This is a genomic window from Pseudodonghicola xiamenensis DSM 18339 (genome assembly GCF_000429365.1).
GTDB classification, from domain to species: Bacteria; Pseudomonadota; Alphaproteobacteria; order Rhodobacterales; family Rhodobacteraceae; genus Pseudodonghicola; species Pseudodonghicola xiamenensis.
The window spans coordinates 714-941 of sequence record NZ_KE386893.1 but is presented as its reverse complement, the minus strand read 5'-3'; the positions used below and the strand labels follow the sequence as shown (position 1 = coordinate 941).

Below are 228 nucleotides of genomic sequence, written 5' to 3'. Positions count from 1 at the left end.
CCCAGCAGGCCATCGTCGCCAAGGACACCGCCCAGCAGACCGTCGTCTCCGAGCACACCGCCCAGCAGACCGTCGTCGCCGGTCACCCCGCCCAGGAGGCCATCGCCGCCAAGGATCGGGTCAAGCAGACCGCCGAGGAGACCATCTTCGCCCAGCAGGTTGTCCACCAGACCGTCTTCACCGAGGACACCGCCCAGCAGGCCGTCATCGCCGAGGACGCCATCGAGG

At 69.3% G+C, this 228-nt stretch carries 1 protein-coding gene; it reads left to right on the top strand.

Annotated elements, in window-relative coordinates:
* The coding region (locus G455_RS27245; RefSeq protein ID WP_205620498.1) for a hypothetical protein at positions 1 to 228 on the top strand (228 nt) is incomplete at both ends.